General features: G+C 77.1%; 18 protein-coding genes. 10 read left to right on the top strand and 8 right to left on the bottom strand.

Features of this window, described 5'->3' with window-relative positions; all coding sequences use genetic code 11:
- Positions 1-54 precede the first annotated feature (54 nt).
- Both FB586_RS09075 and FB586_RS09070 read right to left on the bottom strand, forming a co-directional pair.
- Complete coding sequence (locus FB586_RS09075) at positions 55-1,701, bottom strand: glycosyl hydrolase family 18 protein (RefSeq protein ID WP_136519039.1); 1,647 nt, start codon at positions 1,699-1,701, stop codon at positions 55-57.
- Positions 1,702-2,117: 416 nt separating this feature from the next.
- A complete protein-coding gene (locus FB586_RS09070) occupies positions 2,118-3,164 on the bottom strand; it encodes an alcohol dehydrogenase catalytic domain-containing protein (RefSeq protein WP_136519038.1) in 1,047 nt (348 codons plus the stop codon).
- Positions 3,165-3,338: 174 nt separating this feature from the next.
- Between FB586_RS09070 and FB586_RS09065 the strand changes: the two genes are divergently transcribed.
- Positions 3,339-3,629, top strand: coding sequence for a DUF4287 domain-containing protein (locus FB586_RS09065; RefSeq protein ID WP_136519037.1), 291 nt, complete (start codon positions 3,339-3,341; stop codon positions 3,627-3,629).
- A gap of 14 nt (positions 3,630-3,643) precedes the next feature.
- On the opposite strand, the gene FB586_RS09060 is transcribed toward FB586_RS09065, so the two are convergent.
- Positions 3,644-4,279, bottom strand: coding sequence for a helix-turn-helix domain-containing protein (locus FB586_RS09060; RefSeq protein WP_136519036.1), 636 nt, complete (start codon positions 4,277-4,279; stop codon positions 3,644-3,646).
- Between FB586_RS09060 and FB586_RS09055 the strand changes: the two genes are divergently transcribed.
- The 4 genes from FB586_RS09055 (at position 4,278) to FB586_RS09040 (ending at position 6,812) form a co-directional block, all read left to right on the top strand.
- Complete coding sequence (locus FB586_RS09055) at positions 4,278-5,177, top strand: class I SAM-dependent methyltransferase (protein ID WP_136519035.1); 900 nt, start codon at positions 4,278-4,280, stop codon at positions 5,175-5,177. The two genes, FB586_RS09060 and FB586_RS09055, sit on opposite strands and share 2 nt — an antisense overlap.
- Positions 5,174-6,127 carry an NAD(P)/FAD-dependent oxidoreductase gene (locus FB586_RS09050; protein WP_136519034.1) on the top strand — a complete coding sequence of 318 codons (954 nt, stop codon included), beginning with the start codon at positions 5,174-5,176 and terminating at the stop codon, positions 6,125-6,127. The genes FB586_RS09055 and FB586_RS09050 overlap by 4 nt, the downstream gene beginning before the upstream one ends.
- Before the next feature lie 72 nt (positions 6,128-6,199).
- Positions 6,200-6,433, top strand: coding sequence for a hypothetical protein (locus tag FB586_RS09045; protein ID WP_136519033.1), 234 nt, complete (start codon positions 6,200-6,202; stop codon positions 6,431-6,433).
- 40 nt (positions 6,434-6,473) lie between these two features.
- The gene (locus tag FB586_RS09040; RefSeq protein WP_136519032.1) at positions 6,474-6,812 is read left to right on the top strand and encodes a DUF3140 domain-containing protein; all 339 of its coding nucleotides are present in this window, start codon (positions 6,474-6,476) and stop codon (positions 6,810-6,812) included.
- Positions 6,813-6,920: 108 nt separating this feature from the next.
- On the opposite strand, the gene FB586_RS19730 is transcribed toward FB586_RS09040, so the two are convergent.
- The gene (locus FB586_RS19730; RefSeq protein WP_246036667.1) at positions 6,921-7,403 is read right to left on the bottom strand and encodes a GNAT family N-acetyltransferase; all 483 of its coding nucleotides are present in this window, start codon (positions 7,401-7,403) and stop codon (positions 6,921-6,923) included.
- Between the two features lie 130 nt (positions 7,404-7,533).
- Between FB586_RS19730 and FB586_RS09030 the strand changes: the two genes are divergently transcribed.
- Positions 7,534-8,667 carry an RDD family protein gene (locus tag FB586_RS09030; protein ID WP_168800516.1) on the top strand — a complete coding sequence of 378 codons (1,134 nt, stop codon included), beginning with the start codon at positions 7,534-7,536 and terminating at the stop codon, positions 8,665-8,667.
- A gap of 6 nt (positions 8,668-8,673) precedes the next feature.
- On the opposite strand, the gene FB586_RS09025 is transcribed toward FB586_RS09030, so the two are convergent.
- A complete protein-coding gene (locus FB586_RS09025) occupies positions 8,674-9,345 on the bottom strand; it encodes a DUF2238 domain-containing protein (protein WP_136519030.1) in 672 nt (223 codons plus the stop codon).
- Positions 9,346-9,464: 119 nt separating this feature from the next.
- Positions 9,465-10,232, bottom strand: a complete 768-nt coding sequence (locus tag FB586_RS09020) for a hypothetical protein (protein WP_136519029.1) — start codon at positions 10,230-10,232, stop codon at positions 9,465-9,467.
- Positions 10,233-10,466: 234 nt separating this feature from the next.
- Between FB586_RS09020 and FB586_RS09015 the strand changes: the two genes are divergently transcribed.
- Entirely contained in the window at positions 10,467-11,564 is a 1,098-nt protein-coding gene (locus FB586_RS09015; RefSeq protein WP_136519028.1) for an NADH:flavin oxidoreductase/NADH oxidase, read from the top strand.
- A 69-nt stretch (positions 11,565-11,633) separates the two neighbouring features.
- Here the strand turns inward: FB586_RS09015 and FB586_RS09010 are convergent, their stop codons facing one another.
- Complete coding sequence (locus tag FB586_RS09010) at positions 11,634-12,002, bottom strand: VOC family protein (RefSeq protein WP_136519027.1); 369 nt, start codon at positions 12,000-12,002, stop codon at positions 11,634-11,636.
- 78 nt (positions 12,003-12,080) lie between these two features.
- Entirely contained in the window at positions 12,081-12,281 is a 201-nt protein-coding gene (locus tag FB586_RS09005; protein WP_136519026.1) for a hypothetical protein, read from the bottom strand.
- Between the two features lie 234 nt (positions 12,282-12,515).
- On the opposite strand from FB586_RS09005, the gene FB586_RS09000 reads away from it, so the two are divergent.
- The 3 genes from FB586_RS09000 to FB586_RS08990 all read left to right on the top strand — a co-directional run bounded on the left by FB586_RS09000 (position 12,516) and on the right by FB586_RS08990 (position 15,759).
- The gene (locus FB586_RS09000; RefSeq protein ID WP_136519025.1) at positions 12,516-13,469 is read left to right on the top strand and encodes an ABC transporter ATP-binding protein; all 954 of its coding nucleotides are present in this window, start codon (positions 12,516-12,518) and stop codon (positions 13,467-13,469) included.
- A complete protein-coding gene (locus FB586_RS08995; RefSeq protein WP_136519024.1) occupies positions 13,466-14,311 on the top strand; it encodes an ABC transporter permease subunit in 846 nt (281 codons plus the stop codon). Before FB586_RS09000 ends, FB586_RS08995 begins: the two co-directional genes overlap by 4 nt.
- Positions 14,312-14,382: 71 nt before the next feature.
- Positions 14,383-15,759: a sensor histidine kinase gene (locus FB586_RS08990; protein ID WP_136519023.1), complete on the top strand. Its 1,377-nt coding sequence runs from the start codon at positions 14,383-14,385 to the stop codon at positions 15,757-15,759.
- The last annotated feature ends 30 nt before the right edge of the window (positions 15,760-15,789 follow it).

Raw genomic sequence — 15,789 nt, 5'->3', positions numbered from 1 at the left:
ACGACGCGGTCCGGGCACCCCCCGAGGGCGGGGCGCCCGGACCGCGTCGACTGCTCAGCGCCAGCCGCCCTGCACGGCGGTGATGAGCTCACCGTTCGGCGTGTCGCCGGACAGCTCCCAGAAGAAGGCGCCGCCGAGGCCCTTGTTCCGGGCCCACGTCATCTTCCCGCCGATGGTCTGCGGGGTGTCGTACGACCACCACTGGTTGCCGCAGTGCGCGTACGCCGTGCCGCCGACCGTGCCGGTGGCCGGGCAGCGCTGCTTGAGGACCTCGTAGTCCTCGATGCCCGGCTCGTAGGTGCCGGGCGCGGCACCGGTCGCCGAGCCGCCCGGTGCGGACTGCGTGACGCCGGTCCAGCCGCGGCCGTAGAAGCCGACACCCAGCAGGATCTTGCGCGCCGGGACGCCCTTGGCAATCAGCTTGTTCACCGCCGCCTCGGAGTTGAAGCCGGCCTGCGGGATGCCCGGGTAGGCCGTCAGGGGCGAGTGCGGTGCCGTCGGGCCCTGCGGGTTGAACGCGCCGAAGTAGTCGTACGTCATCGGCATGATCCAGTCGAGCTTCTGCGCCGCGGTGGCGTAGTCGGTGGCGTCGATCTTGCCGCCGTCGCTGCCGTCGGCCGTGATGGCGGCAGTGACGAGGTTGTTCGGGCCGAACCGGTTGCGCAGCGCGGTGACGACCCGGTCGAACGCCTGCGGGCCGCTCGTGTCGCAGGTGAGGCCGCACGCGTTCGGGTACTCCCAGTCGACGTCGATGCCGTCGAACACGTCCGCCCAGCGCGGGTCCTCGACGAGGTCGTAGCAGGACTCCGCGAACGCCTGCGGGTTCTGCGCCGCCTGCGTGAAGCCGCCCGACCACGTCCACCCGCCGAACGACCAGATGACCTTCAGGTGCGGGTGCTTCTTCTTCAGCTCCCGCAGCTGGTTGAAGCTGCCGCGCAGCGGCTGGTCCCAGGTGTCCGCGACGCCGTCGACCGACTGCTCGGCCGTGTACGCCTTCTCGTAGTCGGCGTACGAGTCGCCGATGGAGCACCGGCCGCCGGTGGTGTTGCCGAACGCGTAGAGGATGTGGGTCAGCTTCGCGGCCGAGCCCGAGGTGTCGATGTCCTTCACGTGGTAGTTGCGCCCGTACACGCCCCACTCGGCGAAGTACCCGACGACCTTGGACCCCGTGGGCGGCGGCGTCGTCGGCGTCGCGGTGGGGGTCGGGGTCTGGGTCGGCGTCGCGGTGGGGGTCGTCGTCGGCGTGGACGTCGGCGTCCCGCCGCCGCTGCACGAGGCGCCGTTGACCGTGCAGCTCGTCGGGCGCACGAACGGCCCGGTGCCGACGTAGCCCCAGGTCTGGGAGGCCCCGGGCGCGAGCGCGGGTGCCCACGACTTCTTCGTCGCGCGGTAGCCGCTGCCGTTGCGGGTGAGGTCCGCGTCCCAGGCGCTGCCGACGGTGGCGCCGTTGGGGAGCGCGAAGTCGACGCTCCAGGAGGGGATGCTCGCCGCGGTGCCGTTGGTGACCGTGACGGCGACCTGGTGGCCGCTCCCCCAGTCGCCCTGCGAGGTGAAGGTGACCGTGACGCCGCCGGCCGCCGTCGCGCCGGGCGCGGCGACGAGCCCGGCGACGAGGACACCGACCGCCGTCAGCGCGGCGGCGAGGACGCGCCGGCGCGGTGACCGCCCGGCGCGAGGGTGGTGCGCACTGCTCCTGACCATGGAACGACTCCCGTCGTCGATTTGTAAGGAGGCCGTACAAATAGGGACGAGATCGACGTTAGGACCAGGGGGACACGGGAGTCAATCGTCCTATGACTGTCGATAACGATGTCGATGGCGGGTACGGGCTCCCGCAGGTCACCGACGCCGCAGGTCAGCTGTCCGCCACCACCCGTTCGTGTGACACGGGGTACCGCGCGCTCCCGCCAGGCGTCGTACCGCGGCCGGCCCCCGTCCCGCAGACCGGGACGGGGGGGTCGACCGACCGCGTGCCCCTGCGGGCAGGACGGACGCAGCGCGCACCTGCGCGCGGTTCGTGGCCGAGCCGTCCCGACGAGCGGGACGGGAGGCGCAGGGGGGTGGGGCACGAGGGGGCCGGGACCCCCAGGCCACGCGCGCCGGGGCCGGTGCGGCGGTCAGAGGACGACGACGGTCATCCCCGCGTGCGCACCCGTGCGGCCCAGCGCGGCGAGCGCCTCCGCCGCGTCCTCCAGCCCGACCGTGCGGCCGACGAGCCGGCCCGGGTCCAGGCGGCCCTCGGCGATGGCCGCCAGCATCGCCGGGTACTCGTGCGCGGCCATGCTGTGGCTGCCGTACACCTCGAGCTCGTGGGCGACGACGCGGTCCATCGGGAGCGCCGTCGCGGCCTGCTCGCCGAGCAGCAGCCCGACCTGCACGTGCCGGCCCCGCCGGCGCAGCGACAGCACGCCGGCCTGCGCCGTCGCCGGGCTGCCCAGCGCGTCGAGCGCGACGTGCGCCCCGCCGCCCGTCGCCTCGACGACGGCCGCGGCGACGCCCGCCGGAGCGTCCCCGGCCGGGTCCACGACGACGTCCGCACCCGCCGCGCGGGCGGCCTCCCGGGCGTCCGGCGACGGGTCCACCGCCACCACGTGCGCGCCCAGCGCCGCCCCGATCATCACGGCGGACAGCCCCACGCCACCGCAGCCGAGCACCGCCAGCTCGTCCCCCGCGCGGACGCGCCCGTGCACCGTGAGCGCGCGGTACGCCGTGGCGAAGCGGCAGCCGAGGGACGCCGCCTCGACCGGCGTCATGCCGTCGGGGACGCGCACGAGGTTGGTGTCGGCGTGGTCGAGCGCGACGAGCTCGGCGAACGACCCCCAGTGCGTGAACCCCGGCTGCGTCTGGTGCGGGCACACCTGGTGCTCGCCCGCCCGGCAGGTCGCGCACGTGCCGCACGCGCACACGAACGGCACCGTGACGACGTCGCCCGCTGCCCAGTCCCGCACGCCGGGGCCGACCGCGACCACCGTCCCGGCGAGCTCGTGGCCCGGCACGTGCGGCAGCCGGACGCCGTCGTCGTGGCCCTGCCACGCGTGCCAGTCGCTGCGGCACACGCCCGTCGCGGCGACCCGCACGACCACCCCGTCGTCCGGGCACACCGGGTCCGGCACCTCCCGCACCTCGGGGGCACCACCGAACTCGTCGACCACCAGCGCGCGCACGCCCCGATCCTCTCGCGTCCTCGGCCCCGCGCAGCCCCCGCCCCGGACGGGCCACCTCCCTCCGGAGGAGGCCCGGAACCGGGTGCGGCGGTCCCGATGAGTTCCCGCCGCCGGCGCGGTCCACCCTCCGACGGCGCCGCGCAGGGCGACGCCCCTGCGCGACGAGGAGCGCCCGTGTCCTTCCAGGCCTATCTCGACACGATCGAGGACCGCACCGGCATGACCCCCCGCGAGCTGCTCGCGGTCGCCCACGAGCGGGGGCTCGACGCGCCCGGGACGAAGGCCGCCGACGTCGTCGCCTGGTTCGCCGACGAGCACGGGCTCGGCCGCGGGCACGCGATGGCGTTCTGGCACGTGCTCACGAAGGGCCCCGAGATCTCCGCGAAGCACGTCGGCTCCGGCGGGCCGCACGCGGACGCCTCGACGACCCTGTGGCTCGACGGCAGGGCGACGCGTCCCGCCTGACGACCGGCGGCGCGTCAGCCCGCGGGGCGCCGCTCCTCGTGCAGGTGGGCGCGCTCGCCGTCACGGTCGAAGATGCTGAGGACCTCGACCGGGCCGCCGACCGCCTCGATCGCGTGCGGCACCGTGGTGGCGAAGCCGGCGGCCTGACCGGGCCCGACGTGCAGGACGCGCTCGCCGAGCCGCAGCCGGACGTTGCCCGTCAGGACCGTGAACCACTCCCGCCCGGGGTGGACGCGCAGCTCGCGGACGCTGCGCTCGGGCGTGAAGCGCATCTTCGCGACCACCACGCCGGGGATCGCGCCGGGCCGCGTGAGCAGCCACGTCGTCATGCCCTGCACCTGCTCCGGCTCGGGGCGGATGACGACGTCCTCGTCGCCGGCGGGCTCCACGAGCTGGTCCAGCGTCGTCCCGAGCGCCCGCGCGAGCGGGACGAGCTGGTCGAGCGCGATCCGCCGGTGCCCCGTCTCGATGCGGCTGAGCGTCGACGGGCTCATCGCGCACCGGGCGGCGAGGGCGTCCAGCGACCAGCCCCGCGCGAGCCGCATTGCACGCACCCGCTGCCGGACGACGGCGTCGAGATCTTCTTCTTCTTGCGTCACGCGCACGATTCTATGCCTGATACGCACACCCGTCCCTACCGTGGCTGCCATGACGCACGCACACGAGCACGCGGCGCCCGACCCCCGCAGGCAGGGGCGCCCGCACGACCACCCGCCCCACCACGACCACGCGGCCTCGGCCGCGCTCCTCGACCTGGACGCCGAGGTGCTCGGCGCGTGGCTGCCCCGGGCGGCGGACCTCGTCGCCGCGCACGCACCGGACGCGTCCCTCGTCGTCGACCTCGGCGCGGGCACCGGCACCGGCACGCTCGCGCTGGCGCGCCGCCTCCCGGGTGCGACGGTCGTCGCCGTCGACCGGTCCCCCGCGATGCTCGAGCGCCTGCGCGCCGCCGCGGCCGCCGCCGGCGTCGGGGAACGCGTGCGGACGGTCGCGGCGGACCTCGACGCCGCGTGGCCCGCGACGGGCACCGTCGACGCGGTGTGGGCCGCGTCCTCGCTGCACCACCTCGCCGACCCGGACCGCGTGCTGCGCGACGCGCACGCCGCGCTGCGGCCCGGCGGCGTCGCCCTCGTCGTCGAGCTCGACGAGCAGGTGCGCCTGCTCACCGACGAGCTCGCCCCCGGTCTCGCGTCCCGGCTCGCGCAGGCGGCCTCGACGTGGAACGTTCATCCCGACTGGGGACCGCACCTCGAGCGCGCGGGGTTCGAGGTCCTCGACGTCCACCACGTCACGACCGAGGCCGTCGACAGCCGGTACGGGCGCGCCTGGCTCACGCTGCTGCGCACCGGGCTGGCCGAGCGGCTCGCACCCGCGGACGTCGCGACCCTCGACCGGCTGCTCGCCGAGCACCCGGCGACGTTGGACTCCCTCCCCGTCCGGGCCGAGCGGACCCTGTGGCTCGCACGCCGCCCCGCCGCCCCCTCCCCGCACTCCCCCGTCCACTCCCCCACCCACTCCCCGACGACGCACGACGGAGGTGCACGATGACCGACCGGTACGACGTGGTGGTGGTCGGCGGTGGCGCCGCCGGCCTGGCTGCCGCCGTGACCCTCGGCCGCTCGCTGCGGTCCGTCCTCGTGGTCGACGCCGGCGAGCCGCGCAACGCGCACGCCGCCGCCGCCCACAACGTGCTCGGCCGCGAGGGCGTCGACCCGCGCGAGCTGCTCGCCGCGGGCCGGCGCGAGGCCGAGGGCTACGGCGCCGTCGTGGTCCAGGACCGCGCCGTCGACGCGCGGCGCGAGGACGACGGGCTCGTCGTCACGCTCGCCGGCGGGGACGTCGTGCGCGCGCGCCGCCTCGTGCTCGCGACGGGGCTGACCGACGTCCTGCCGGACGTGCCCGGCGTGCGCGAGCGCTGGGGCGCCGACGTCCTGCACTGCCCGTACTGCCACGGGTGGGAGGTGCGCGGCCGGCGCATCGGCGTGCTCGCCACCAGCGACAACGCCGCGCACCAGACGCTGCTGCTGCGGCAGCTCAGCGACGACGTCACGCTCTTCCTGCACACCGGCCCCGAGCCGGCGGACGAGGAGCGGGAGCAGCTCGAGGCGCTCGGGGTGCGGCTCGTGCGCGGGACGGTCGCCCGGCTGGAGCACGACGACGCGCTGCGCGCCGTGGTCCTGGAGGACGGCTCCCGGTACGACGTGGACGCGGTCGCCGTCGCCCCGCGGTTCGTCGCGAACGCCGACCTGTACGTGCGGCTCGGCGGCGAGATCAGCGACCACGCGTTCGGCACGTACATCGCCTCCTCGCCGGGCGGGCGCACGGACGTGCCGGGCGTCTGGGTCGCCGGCAACGCGACCGACCTCGCGGCGATGGTGGGCGGCTCGGCCGCCGCGGGCGTCCTCGCGGGTGCCGGCATCAACGGCGAGCTCGTCCACGAGGACGCCGAGGCCGCGGTCGCCCGTGCTCGACGCGCCCTCGCGCCCGCCTCGACCTAGCGTGGGGGCGTCGGGCACGGCCGCCGGACGGCCGCTCCCGGCAGATCCGACGACGACCGAGAGGAGCGCACGATGACGGACGGCGAGACCGGTGCCCTCACCGGCACGAAGGACAAGGACTACAACGTCATCTGGTTCACCGAGCAGTGCCTGAGCAACGTCCTGCGGCTCGAGACGTACATCCAGGACGCCGAGCGCGACGGCGACACCGAGCTCGCGGAGTTCTTCCGCCGCGCGCAGGCGGAGAGCCGCAAGGGCGCCGAGCAGGGCAAGGCGCTGCTGAAGGAGCGGTTCGGCCGCTCCTGAGCCGCGGCACGCACGAGCACACCCGACGGAAGGGGACGACATGGCGGACAGCCCCGTCGACGACGACCTCTGGGAGGACTTCCACAGCGTCGTCAACATGACCTCGCGCGAGCTGCAGGAGTGGCTCGCCACGGAGGCGGCCGGCACGGCGACCGAGACCGAGCCGGACCAGGCGGGCGACGAGCGCTCCCGCACGGTGCTCGCGATCCTCGGCAAGCGCCGCACCGACCTGACGCCGGACGACGTCGAGGTCATGCGGTCGGTCGTCGCGGAGGTGCGGGCCGAGCGCGGCGACGAGCCGGAGCCGGAGGCCGGGGACGCCGAGTGGCGGCACCGGCTCATGTCGCTGGGGCACGACCCGCTCAAGCCGTCCCCCTGACGGCGCGCCGCACGAGGGCCGGGACGCACGCCGCGTCCCGGCCCTCGTCGCGTCGGGGGCGGGCGTCGGGGGCGGGCGTCGGGGGCGGCGCCGGGGCGGGCGTCGGGGTCAGGCGGTGAGCACGCGCCGGTAGTACGCGCTGCTCGGGTCCTCCACGTAGGCGCCGAACGGCGCGCACGGCACGAACCCGTGGCGCTCGTACAGGCGACGGGCCGGCGCGAAGTAGTCCTGCGTGCCGGTCTCCAGGTGCAGCGTGCGGTAGCCGCGCGCCGTCGCCTCGGCGAGGACGTGCGCCAGCAGGGCGCTGCCGACGCCGCGGCCCCGCGCCGCCGTGGCGGTGCGCATCGACTTCAGCTCGCCGTCGTCCGGTGCGAGCTCCTTGAGCGCGGCGCAGCCGAGCAGGGCGCCTCCGGCGTCGCGCGCGGTCCAGAACGTCAGGCCCGGTCCCACCAGCCCTGACGGGTCGAGTGCGTGGACCGACTCCGGCGGCGACGTCGCGTACATGTCCGCGAGGTGCTCCTCCAGGAGGGCGAGCACGTCGTCCCGGTGCGGTGCGTCGGGGCGGATGACGAGGTCGACGGTCGCGGGCACGGTTCTCCCCGGGGTGGGACGGCGGTGGCAGCGGGACGGCGGCGGCCCGACGGCATCGTGGCACGGACCCGGACCGATCCGGTGCCCCGACCGGGCCCGCGGCGGTGCCCGCGGTGGCACGATCACCGGCATGGCGACGACGGCGGGTCTCGACGCGTCCACCGAGCTGCCCGCTGCCGGTGTCCCATGGATCGCGCCCTGGTGGCGCCGGGTGCTCGCGGCCGTCCTCGACGGGTGGCTCGTCGGCACGGTGACGTTCCTGCTCGGCGCGCCCCCGATGTTCGGCCCGGCCGCGCTCGTGCCCGCGAACGCCGTCGACGTGACCGGCACCGCCACCTGGCCCGTCGGTCTCGCCGCGCTGGCGGTGCTCCTCGCGCTCCAGGGCTGGACCGGCGCGACGCCCGGCAAGCGTGTGCTCGGCATCGCGGTCGTGCGCCGCACCGACGGCCGGCCCACGGGGTTCGTCCCGGCGGTCGGCCGGGCGGTGCTGCACCTGCTCGACGCCGTCCTGCTCCTCGGCTACCTGCGCCCGCTGTGGCACCCGCGCGGCTGGACGTTCGCGGACGGCCTCGCCGGCACGGAGGTCGTGCAGACGCGGGTCGTCGCGCGGGCCGCCCTCGTGGAGCGGGTGGTCGGGCCCCGCCGCCCCGGGCCGGCGTCGGCGGCCGTCACGACCGCGGCCGTGGTCGCGTGCGCCCTGGGCGGCGCGTTCGCCCTGCCGACCACCACCGGGGCGGGGGTGGGCACCTCGGCCTGCGCGACCGAGGTCGAGGGCGACCCGTCCGTCGCCGCACCCGGTGCGCTCGTCGACGCCGAGGTCCGGTGGACCGGCGGGTTCCTGCACGAGACCCGGCTCGGGGTGCGCCGGACCTACCGCGCGGACGACGCCGCGGTCGCCGTGCAGTGGCGGCTCGCCGACGTCCCCGACGGTGCGGTCCGCCTCGGCCTGGAGGTCTCCCCGCGACCGGGCGGGGCACCGCGCGTGGTGACGGTCGACCTGCACGACGGCGCCCCGCAGCGCGTCGAGACGCCGCACGGCACCTTCGCGACGGACGGCACGCTGACCGGGGAGGGCGCGCTGCTGGGCAGCGCGCACGGCGTCGTCTCGTCCCTGGGCGACGGGTACGCGGTGGACCTCCCCCCGGAGCTGCTCGACGGGTTCGACCCCGTCACGTGGGACGGCGGTGACGCACCCTGGCGCTGGGTGGCCTGGGCCGAGGTGGAGGGTGTGCGGGGACCCTCGTGCACCGGGCTCCTGCACTGACGGACGTCAGGCGGCGGACCGTCCCCGCCGCAGCAGCGCCGCACCCGCCACGGCGGACCCCAGGCCGCCCATGACGAGGTCGCCGACGGTGTCGGCGTAGCCGACGTGGATCTCCGGGTCGACGTACGTGTGGCCGAGGTACTCCCCGACCTCCCACGCGACGCTCAGGGCCAGGCCGAGGCTCGCGGTGACGGCGACCGACGCGAGCCCGGTGGCGCGGCCGGTCGCGTGCGCGGGCGCCACGACGGCACCCGTGCGCGCCACGACGAGGTGCGCGACCGCCGCGATCAGCCCGGTCACGACCAGGTGGGCCGCGACGTCGAGCCAGGCGACCTGCTCGTAGAGCCCGAGCGCACCGCACCAGGCGGCCCCGAGCAGCCCGGTCCCGTACGCGGCGTCGAGGCCGGGCGGGACGCGTCCCGCCACGGGCACGACGAGCCCGGCGAGGACCAGCGAGAACAGCGCCGCGTCGACCGGACCACGCAGGGCCAGCGCGACCGCGACGCAGACGAGCCCGACGGCCCGGACGGCACCACCGGGCCCGCGCAGCAGCGCGGCGACCACGCGCGACAGCGGTCGCCCTCCGTCACCGCCGGGTGCGCCGGCACCGTCCCGGACCTGCGCCGCCGTGTGCGCGCCCTCGTCGCCGCCATCCACGGTGGTCCCGGTGGCGGCCACGTCGCTCCTGACGGTCGGGCACCGCGGGAGAGCGGCGCTGCCGCGACGCTACGACGGTGCCGCCCGGGCTGCACCTCCGGGTGCTCGCGGCGGCGGCGCCCCCGGTGCCGTCCGGCGGCCTAGTCGACGGGACCGCGGGGCCGGGGCGCCCCCGTCGGGCGGGCGGAGCGGGGCGCCGGCAGCGGCGGCACCGGCGTGGGGCGGGGCCCCGGGCGGACGCCGCCGCGCAGTCGACGGCGCCAGCCCTCCGCGCCGGGCTCGCGGGCGTCCGCAGCTCGCGGCAGCGGCCAGCCGCGGGCCGCGCACGCCCCCTTCGCGGCGAGCACCAGGAACGTCGTGACCGCGGCCCGCGCGGGGACCCCGTGCACCGCGAGCGGCCCTCCCGTCGACGGGGACCAGGTCGCCACGCCGACGGCGTCCGCCGGACGGAGCCCCAGCCGGGCGGCGTCCACCTCCGTGAGCACGGCGCCCGGTGCGACGTGGGCGCCGAGCGGGGCGGCCCGGGCGGCGACGTCGCGGTGGTCGAACGCGGCGAGCTCCGCCCGTCCCCAGCGCACCTCCTGGCACGGGGCGTCCGGCCGCAGGCGCTCGGCGAGCACGAGCCGCGGCGCGGACGGCGCGTGCTCCCCCAGCAGCTCGACGCGCAGCAGGCGCAGGGTGTCCGGGCAGACGCTCACGCGGGCGACCCGCCCCGCGAGCGCGGCGGCGGCGGGCACGCCGCCGACGTCCACGACGGTGCCGTCGGGCCGGGCCGCGCCGGCCACGCCGTGCAGGACCACGGGCGCACGGCCCTGCGGGCCGGCGGCGGACGCGTGCACCGACCGCACCCACCACAGCGGGCCCGGCACGGCGGCGACGGCGGGCGCGCCGGTGCGGGCACGGGGCACGGGCACCTCGGTGGCTCGTCGGTGGCACGCCCGCGGGCGGGCGGCACGGACGCGCCGCACCGGTCGCCATCGGCGCCCGACGCCGCCGGGATGAGCGGTGTCACCCGTTCGCCGTGTGCGACGCGCCACAGGGGGCGTGCGGGAGGGGGTGCGGCGGAAGAGACGGCAGCGGTCGGTCGGTTGACCCCCTCGGCGGACGCGTCCGCGCGCCGCCCCACCGACGGAAGGACCCCGATGAGCACGCCCGCCCTGTTCACGCCGCTCACGCTGCGCGGCGTCACGTTCCCGCACCGCGTCTGGATGGCACCCATGTGCCAGTACTCGGCGGAGCCGACCGGTCCCGCGGCGGGCGTTCCCCACGACTGGCACGTGCAGCACTACGGGTCGCGGGCGGCGGGCGGTGCGGCGCTGGTCATCACCGAGGCCACCGCGGTCACGCCCGAGGGGCGCATCACGCCGTTCGACCTGGGGCTGTGGAACGACGCGCAGCTCGCGGGGCACCGCCGGCTGACGGCGCTCGCGCACGCCCAGGGCGCGCGGGCGGGCGTGCAGCTCGCGCACGCGGGCCGCAAGGCGAGCACCGACGCGCCGTGGCGCGGCGGCGCCCCGCTCACGGCGGACGAGGGCGGGTGGGAGACGGTGGGCCCGAGCGCCGTGCCGTTCGCCGAGGGGCACCCCGCCCCGCGCGGGCTGAGCACCGCCGAGGTGGCGGACGTGGTGCGGGCGTTCGCCGACGCCGCCCGCCGCGCCGTCGAGGCCGGGTACGAGGTGGTCGAGGTGCACGCGGCCCACGGCTACCTGCTGCACCAGTTCCTCTCCCCCGACAGCAACCACCGGGACGACGCGTACGGCGGCTCGTTCGAGAACCGCACGCGCCTGGTGCGCGAGGTCGTCGAGGCCGTGCGCGCCGCCGTGCCCGAGGACGTCGTCGTGCTGGTCCGCGTCTCGGCGACCGACTGGGTGGAGCCGGCCGGCTGGACCGCCGACGACACCGTCCGCCTCGCCGCCGACCTGGCCCCGCTGGGCGTCGACATGGTGCACGTGTCGACGGGCGGCAACCTGCCCCGCGTCCGGATCCCCGCGGGTCCGGGCTACCAGGTGCCGTTCGCGGCGCGCATCCGCGCCGAGGCCGGCCTGCCGACCGTGGCGGTCGGCATGATCACCGACGCCGCGCAGGCGGAGCAGGTGCTCGCGGACGGCTCCGCGGACGCGATCGCGCTCGCCCGTCCGCTGCTCGCCGACCCGTACTGGCCGCTGCGCGCCGCGCTCGAGCTCGGCGTCGAGCCGGTCGTGCCGCAGCAGTACGAGCGCGCGCAGGCGCTGCTGCGCTGAGCGCGTCGCACGCGCGCCGCACGACGGCACGACGGCCCGGCCACCTGCCCCGGTGGCCGGGCCCGCCCGCTACTCCTGGCCGGCCGTCGACCCCTCGTACAGGCCGATCTCGTTGCCGTCGGGGTCGACGAACGCCGCGAACCAGCTCGTCTCGTCGATCGGGGTGCGCGGCAGGCGCACCTCACCGCCGAGCTCGGTCACGCGCGCCAGCACGTCGTCGATGGAGTCGACCTCGACGTAGCTGCGCGGGCTCGTGAAGCCCTCCTCGCGCGGTGCGAGGCCGCCGCCGCTGATCTTGTTCGGGGCCTGCCACATCGGGTAGCCCTCGAAGCCCGGGACCTCCGCGATGCGCCAGCCGAACAGCGTCCCGTAGAAGCGGGTCGCCTGCTCCATGTCGTTGACGGGGATGTCGATGTGGGTGATGTCGCCGTGTGCCATGGGAAGCCCCCTCGCGTGTGCGGACCGGACGAACCCGACCGTATCGGGCGGGTCCGACACCGACGCCGCGGCGGCCTCTCAGCCGGTCGGACGCCCCCCGCTGGGCGCGAACTCGGGCGGGGGACCGCCCACGAAGCACAGGCACGGGCCGTCCACGTGGCGCAGGGCCGTGCCCGGGCGGGCCGCGCAGGGCACGGCCCTGCGCGGGAGCGCCGGTGCGTGGTCCGCACCGGCCTGCTGCGCCGTCACCACCCGCTCCACGAGCGTCGTCGCCGTCATGGCCCCTCCTCCCGTCCGCCGCGTCCCCTCAACCGGAGGAGCACCGGGGGGCCGTCGCGCGTACACCCACCCATCGGCACGCGCGGGTGGAACCTGCAGGCCCGTGGCGTCGCCGCAGGGATGACGGCGTGGTCCTCGCGGCGTACCCCCGCACGCGCCGGAGGTGGTCCCCACGGGCGTCCCGCCGCCCCCGGCCCCGCTCCTACGTTCGAGGACGTCGAACGAGGAGGACGCATGATCGAGGTCAGGGACCTGACGAAGAGGTACGGGAGCGCCACGGTGGTGGACGGCATGTCGTTCACCGTCCGGCCGGGCGTGGTGACGGGCTTCCTGGGCCCGAACGGCGCCGGCAAGTCCACGACGATGCGGATGCTCGTGGGGCTGGACCGGCCCACGGCCGGCACCGCGACCGTGGGCGGCCGGCGGTACGTCGAGCACCGGGCGCCGCTCGGCGAGGTGGGCGCCCTGCTGGACGCGAAGGCCGTGCACGGCGGCCGGTCGGCACGGGACCACCTGCTCGCGCTGGCCGCGACGCACGGCATCGGCCGGCGCCGCGTCGAGGACGTCCTGGAGCTCACCGGCCTGCGGTCGGTGGCCCGCAGGCGGGCGGGCACGTTCTCCCTGGGCATGGGCCAGCGGCTCGGGCTCGCCGCGGCGCTGCTCGGCGACCCGCCCGTGCTCGTGCTCGACGAGCCGGTCAACGGGCTCGACCCGGACGGCGTGCTGTGGATCCGGCACCTGCTGCGCGCTCTCGCGGCCGAGGGGCGCACCGTGCTGCTGTCGTCGCACCTCATGACGGAGATGGCCCTCACGGCCGACCACCTCGTGGTCGTCGGGCGCGGCAGGGTCCTCGCGGACGCCCCCGTCCAGGACGTCGTCGCGAGCACGCAGCCGACCGCGGTGCGCGTGCGGACGCCGGACGCCGCCCTGCTCGAGGCGCTCCTGCTGCGGCGGCCGGGCACGCGGGTGACGTCGCTCGCGGCGGACCTGCTCGAGGTCGACGGCTGCCCCGCGCCCGAGATCGCCGCCGCGGCCGCGGCGGGCGGCGTCGTGCTGCACGGCCTCGCCCCCGTGGAGTCCTCGCTCGAGGACGCGTACCTGCGGCTGACCGCCGACGAGGTCGAGTACCGCTCGGCCGCCGGCACCGCCCCCGCCCGCTCCCGTCGCACCGCCGGAGGCCACCGATGAGCACGCTCGCCCCCACCCCGGGCCCCGCCCGGACCCGGGTCACGGTCCACCCGGTCACGTTCCGCCGCCTGCTCGCCTCCGAGTGGGTCAAGCTGCGCTCGCTGCGCTCGACCTGGTGGGCGCTGGCCGTGGCCGTCGTCGCCGGTGCCGCGCTCGGTCCGCTGCAGACCATGAGCGTCGCGGGGGTCATCCCCGACGACGTCGTGCGCCCCGACGGCATGGGCGCGGCGTACGCGCTCGCCGGCGCACCCCTCGCGCTGCTGACCTTCTGCACGTTCGGCGTGCTGGGCGTCGCCGGCGAGTACGGGACGGGGCAGATCCGCTCGACGCTCGTCGCCGCCCCCACGCGGCTGCCGGCGCTGCTGGCCAAGCTGGTCGTCACGGTCGCCGCGGTCCTCGTCGCCTCGACGGTCATGGTCGCCGTGGCCGTCGCCGCGACGCTGCCGGTGCTGGGCCGGGCGGGCATGACGCTGGACCTGACCCGCCCCGAGGACGCCCGGATCGTGCTCGGCATGCCGCTGTTCCTCGCCGCCGCGTCCGCGCTCGGCTTCACGTTCGGTGCGCTGACGCGCAGCACGGCGGCGGGGATCACGGTCGTCCTCGGGCTGGTGCTGGTCGTCGAGAACGGCCTGGGAGCGATCCCCTGGGCGCCGCTGCAGGAGCTCGTCGTGTACCTGCCCGCCAACGCCGGGGCCCGGCTGGTGACGTCCGACGCGCTCGGCTCCGTGCTCAGCAACGTGCCCAGCACGCTGCCGCCGTGGACGGGGTTCGGCGTGATGCTCGCGTGGGTCGCCGGGCTGCTCGCCGTCGCGTGCGTGCTCCTGCGCCGGAGGGACGCCTGAGCACGGGTGCGCGCCCCGGGGCGGTCCGTCCGGCGGGCGGCCCGCCCCCGCGTGCCTGCGAGGATGACGCGGTGACCGGGGCTGCGGACGGCGACGACGGGGCGACGCCCGGCGCGCGCGTCCTGGCGGCCCTGCGCCGGCCGCTGCGGGCCGTCCACGCGGTCCTGGTGCGCCGTCCCGGCGTCCTCGACGCGCTGGTCGTCGCGTGCTTCACCGGCTGGGCGCTGCTGCTGGGCCTCGGTGCCGACTCCATGTACCTCCTGTCGGAGGCGCTGGAGCCCGGCCGTGTGCTGACGATGCAGCTGGCGTCCCTCGGGCTCACGCTGGCGGGTGCGGTGGCGCTCTCCCGCCGCCGGCACCGGCCCGTGGTCGTCGCGGCCGTCCTGGCCGTGCTCGGGGTGCTGTCCCTGGTCGTCACGGGGTGGACCGCCGGGTTCGAGGTCGGGCTCGCGCTCGCGCTGTACGCGGTGGCCGTGTGGGGCCCGCCGCGGGCCCTGTGGCCGACGGTCCTGGCGTGCGTGGCCGCGCTCCTCGTCGCGGCCGCGTCGCCGCTCGCCCGGACCGTGGGGGCGATCGTCGTCGGCGCGTACCCCGACGAGCCGCAGGAGGTCGCGACGGTGACGCGCGGCGGGGCGCTCGGCTTCCTCCAGAGCCTGTCCTGGTACGTCAACGCGGGCCCGGTGCTGCTGCTCGCGCTGCTCGCGGTCACCCTCGGCGTGCTGGTGCGCGCGCGGCGGGAACGGGCCGCGGCCGCCGCCGCCGAGGAGGCCGCGCGCGCGGCCGCGCTCGAGCAGCGGGAGCGCCTCGACCAGGCGGCGGAGCGGGCCCGCATCGCGCGCGAGATGCACGACGTCGTCGCGCACGGCATCTCGGTCATGGTGACCCTCGGCGGCGGTGCGTCCGCCGCGTTCGAGTACGCCCCCGACCGGGCACGCGCCGCGCTCGACGAGCTGGTCGACACCGGCCGCGCCGCTCTCGCCGACATGCGCCGCATCCTCGGGGTGCTGCACGACGACGGCGCGCAGGACGCGAGCGCCGCGCCGCGCGCGCCCCAGCCGGGCGGCCTCGACGTCGTCCGCCTCGTCGAGGGCTTCCGCACCGCCGGGCTGCCCGTGCGCACGACCGGCCTCGCCACCCTGGACGGGCTCGACGCCACCGTGCAGCTCGCGGTGCACCGGATCGTGCAGGAGTCGCTGACCAACGTGCTGCGGCACGCCCGCGGCACCGACGGCGTCCGGGTCGAGGTGGAGCGACGTGCCGACGCCGTCGAGGTCGTCGTCGTCGACGAGGGCGGCGCCGTGCCGCCCACGCCGTCGCCGGGGTCGGGCCGCGGCCTGGTGGGGATGCGCGAGCGCGCGGCGGTGTTCGGCGGCACGGTCGAGGCCGGTCCGCACGGGCGCGGGTGGCGCGTGCGGGCGCTCCTGCCGCTGCCGGAGGCGGACGCGTGACGGCGGCGGGGCGACGAGGACGGACGACGC

This window comes from Cellulomonas telluris (assembly GCF_004886325.1).
In the GTDB taxonomy this organism is placed as follows: Bacteria; Actinomycetota; Actinomycetes; order Actinomycetales; family Cellulomonadaceae; genus Cellulomonas; species Cellulomonas telluris.
Note: the sequence above shows the minus strand (reverse complement) of the source record. Positions and strands in the feature narration are given on the sequence as shown.